The sequence below is a fragment of the Lactiplantibacillus sp. 30.2.29 genome, assembly GCF_018991255.1.
GTDB classification, from domain to species: domain Bacteria; phylum Bacillota; class Bacilli; order Lactobacillales; family Lactobacillaceae; genus Lactiplantibacillus; species Lactiplantibacillus pentosus.
The window spans coordinates 1-4072 of the sequence record NZ_JAGYGU010000067.1 but is presented as its reverse complement, the minus strand read 5'-3'; the positions used below and the strand labels follow the sequence as shown (position 1 = coordinate 4072).

Genomic DNA, 4072 nt, shown 5'->3' with positions numbered 1-4072 from the left:
CTATTACAAGTAGCCGGTGCCCAAGAAATTTTCCAAGAAAAGTATACCGGCACAACTACTGAACGACCGGAGTTTCAAAAACTATTGCAAGCTCTAAAAACAGATGATACTTTGATTGTGACTAAGTTGGATCGGTTTGCGCGGAATACCCGCGAGGCTTTAACTATCATCCAAGAGCTGTTTAACCGGAACATCAAAGTTAATATTTTGAATATGGGCTTAATTGATAATACACCAACTGGCCAGCTCATTTTTACAATATTCAGTGCTTTTGCGCAGTTTGAACGGGATATGATTGCCACGCGCACACAGGAAGGCAAGTTGTATGCCAAACAACATGATCCGTTATTCCGGGAGGGTAGACCAAGAACTTATTCTGATGAACAGATCAGATTTGCCTACGAATTACGAAAACAGGGCATGACCTATAAAATGATTGAACGAAAGACGGGGATTAGTAAACGCACGCAACAGCGACGATTTAAATTAGTTAAAAACAATATATTTTAAAACTGTTTACACCATACCAAAAGGGGCTTCGAATACGAGGCCCCTTTTAGATTTAGCTAGTAATCCGTATTAAAGTTAATGGCTAGCTCCCAGTTCAACTTTTTAAGGGCTTACGATCTGTCAACAAAGCAATCGGCGACAGAATCAAGACAATCACCGCTCCTACTAAGTAGGTATGACTGAAGGCCTGGCTGATTTGTCGATTCTTAGTATGCTTAATTTTTCTCAAAGCTGTCGTTAAAGCTTCTTTTTGTGCCAATTGTTTGAGACCTACTAACAATTTTTTCTGGCCCTTGCTTATTTTCTGATTACCCAAATTAATTTTTTGAGAAGCTACTGATAGTTTAGATATAGCGGTATTTTGATTTTCTAACTTGGTTAAGGTAAGTGCTAGTTGCTGGTTGCCCGCTTTTAAGTTGTCAGTAGCTAGTGCTAGCTTCTTCTGGGCTTGGTAGACCTGGTGAAGATCGGTTCCCTTTTGGGGCTGTGGTAAATCAACTTGAGATTTGGCCGCTTGTTTAAGGGCACGTCTTAGGTTCGTCTGTTTGTTTTTAGTTGTTAATTTGGCTGATCCAGTAGTGGAAAATAGGCTGTTCAATTGTTGATGAGCCACTTTCTTTACTTTAGGTGATAATTGCTGTCGATCAACAATTTGAATGGTATCTTGATGCATATGCTGCTTAGCTGTATTGACATTATTATCAAAGACCATTACTAGAATTGCAATTCCTAAACAGGTGCCAATTTGACGCGCTGCATTAACAATTCCTGAAACAATCCCACTTTTATTTTTGGCAAATGCTTAACCAAGACCACTAACGAAACCGAAGAGAACCCAAAACCAACACCGTTGATCACTAGGAAAGTAATGATAACAGCTTTAGGCGTTGTGGTGGTGATAAACGACAAGAGTAGTAAACTAGCTGCCATGACTAAGAGTCCAATCAAAGTAACCGAAACTGCGCCAACTTGATCAAATAACTTAGTTCCCAAAGGCATCGCTACCATGATTGTTAAGGAAACTGGAATAATAATTAGGGCTGCATGTAATGCTGTATCGTTCAGAACGTCTTGTAAAAAGTAATTTAAAATCAGGGTGGGGCTAACTAATGCAAAGCCGGTTAAAAAGTAAACTAAACTAGAAGCAGTTAGGGTTTTTTCACGGAACAAATCTAATTCAAGTAGTGGGTGTTTGACTTTACTTTCGATAAAGATGAATAATCCAATAGCTAATACGCCGCCAATGAGTGTTCCTAAGATGATACCCGATTGCCAACCATATTGGCGGCCTTCTAGTAGGCCAAAGGTTAAACCGCCCAATCCTAGTGTTAAAAGAATTGTTCCTGGTAAATCAATTCTCCCTGCCAAGGATTCGTCATATGATTCCCTTACCCCCATAGCAACAATTAGAAAGGCTACAATGGTTAAGGGGACATTAATGCCGAATACCCAGCGCCAAGAAGCATATTCAATAATCACACCACCAATCGGTGGCCCTCCGGCAGCAGCTAAAGCCGTTACCGCGCCCACAACGCTAGCAATTTTGGACATATGCGCTTTGCCAAATATTTCAATTCCCATTGGTAAGACAATCGGGGTGATAATGGCACCGCCTAATCCTTGAAAAAATCGAAAAGCAATCAATTCTGGTAACGACGTTGCCAGCATACAAGCCGCCGAAAAGCCACCAAATAAGGCTAATCCTAATAACATAATTTTTTTACGACCATAACGATCGGCAATCTTTGAACCAGTGATCATAAAAACGGCTAAGGCTAACGTATAGATGGTGACAACCCAACTTGTATCAGTTAGACTGGCATTGAAATGGGTCATAATTTTGGGTAAAGCAATGTTGACGATAGTACTGTCTAAGGTGCCCATAAACATCGCAATGGTTAACCCGATAAAACTGATAATTTTAGTAGCTTTTGACATCTATCAAGCGCTCCTTTCGGTAACAGATGAATACAAAGGAAACATTTGTTACCTTTATTTGCGACTTTTAGTATAATTAGTCCTAAGCATAAAAACAATCCTTATTGGCTAAGTGCTACAGATTGCTATAATTTGTTACCGATAGTAGAGGAGATGTTAATAAAATGAACGGAAAGCAGCGTATGGTTGAGCAGTCTAAGCAATGGTTATGCGACGCCCTTATAAATTTAATGACGAAAGAGAGCTTTCAGGATATTTCTATTACTGAAATTGCCCAAACCGCTGAATTATCGCGAAAAACGTTCTATCATTCTTTTAAAAATAAAGAAGCGGTCATTAATTACCTGTGTGATCAGTTGTTCGATCAGTACTTTGAACAATTACTCCAGCAGAAACCGCAGGTAGGGGAAATGATGTTAAAAACTACTTTTGACATTTTTTTAAATTTTTGGTGGCGAAAACGGGATTTAATTCAATTATTGATCCGCCAAGGCTTATTTGATCACATGAATGAAATTTGGCAACAAAAAGCAATCCCCCGTTATCAACAGTTTGCGGCTCCCTGGCATGTTCAGGGCACTCCTACCCAAGTGAATTATGTGATGGCCTTTCAACTAGGTGGTTTTACCAATATTCTACGCGTCTGGTTAGGCCAAGATCAGCCTGAGCCACCAGAACAAATTAAGGATTTAATGTTATTGGCTGCCCAACAATTAGCTGATAGTTTGAATACAAATTAGATTAGTTAGACAGAAATAATCAGGATTTAACTAAGATTATGAATACCATTCAAAATGAGGGGCTACCCTATATGTATTAAATTTGCCGTCTATGACGGGACTTGCTGATTCTAATTTACGGCAACTGATGACAAACCTTATTATTGAACTATAGTAAGTACCAGGCTGAAAGAGCGTAAGCGGATTATTAACCGGCATCAACAGGGCATTGTCCTGGCTAACCAGCAGGGCAAATATCATGGTCGTAAACAGCAATATAATGAAGATGATCCCCGTTTAAAACACGCCTTTAACTCTATCAACCAGGCATGAGTGACATAGACATTGCCCGGAATACCGAAACGAAACAGCTAATAAAAGCAGGTACTACAAATGTAATACCTGCTTATTTTTTCCTACTACTGTCAACACGATCACCTAAGATTCCAACTAATACGCCAACAACCAGAATACAACCAACTAAATCATGATATGGAAAATCGTAGTGATTACTTGCCCACAGTATGATTAAAAAAATTACAACTAGGGTTGTGCGAAGCAAAAAACTTTTTCTCACACTATTTGGCTGCCAGTGGTAATTTAAAGATGATAAAAGTCGATACAGCGTAAATAATTAAAATCGGAATCAGTAACATTCCATAGGTGATGGGCCACGTCAAAATGGTCATTAAGGCAGTGCCAACGGTATTTAAAATTACTAACGTTTTCCTGGTTAGTTTAAATGAATGCCACATTAAAAACCACCAGTAGACCAATGAGATAAGCAGTATAAAGCTTCCCAATTCAGTTAATGACAATTTATATTCCTCCTAGACGTTGCTTATTTGTATTAGCACTATGGAACATATTTTAGACAGGCTCTCTAAATTAATACGTTTTGATTT

At 38.9% G+C, this 4072-nt stretch carries 3 protein-coding genes and 2 pseudogenes; 3 read left to right on the top strand and 2 right to left on the bottom strand.

The genetic code is table 11. The annotated features are described in order from the left end of the window. A partial coding sequence (locus KGF65_RS16370; RefSeq protein ID WP_216788250.1) for a recombinase family protein occupies positions 1-510 on the top strand: 510 nt, incomplete at its 5' end. A gap of 94 nt (positions 511-604) precedes the next feature. On the opposite strand, the pseudogene KGF65_RS16365 reads toward KGF65_RS16370, so the two are convergent. Continuing rightward, positions 605-2448: pseudogene (locus KGF65_RS16365) on the bottom strand (DHA2 family efflux MFS transporter permease subunit). Positions 2449-2612: 164 nt separating this feature from the next. Between KGF65_RS16365 and KGF65_RS16360 the strand changes: the two are divergent. Further along, positions 2613-3188: a TetR/AcrR family transcriptional regulator gene (locus tag KGF65_RS16360; RefSeq protein ID WP_041153625.1), complete on the top strand. Its 576-nt coding sequence runs from the start codon at positions 2613-2615 to the stop codon at positions 3186-3188. Continuing rightward, positions 3182-3658 (top strand): annotated as a pseudogene (locus tag KGF65_RS16355) (recombinase family protein); the annotation flags it as partial. The gene KGF65_RS16360 and the pseudogene KGF65_RS16355, both read left to right, overlap by 7 nt. 87 nt (positions 3659-3745) lie before the next feature. Here the strand turns inward: KGF65_RS16355 and KGF65_RS16350 are convergent. Continuing rightward, on the bottom strand, positions 3746-3985 hold the full coding sequence (locus KGF65_RS16350) for a hypothetical protein (RefSeq protein ID WP_099722361.1): 240 nt from the start codon (positions 3983-3985) through the stop codon (positions 3746-3748). Positions 3986-4072 lie beyond the last annotated feature (87 nt).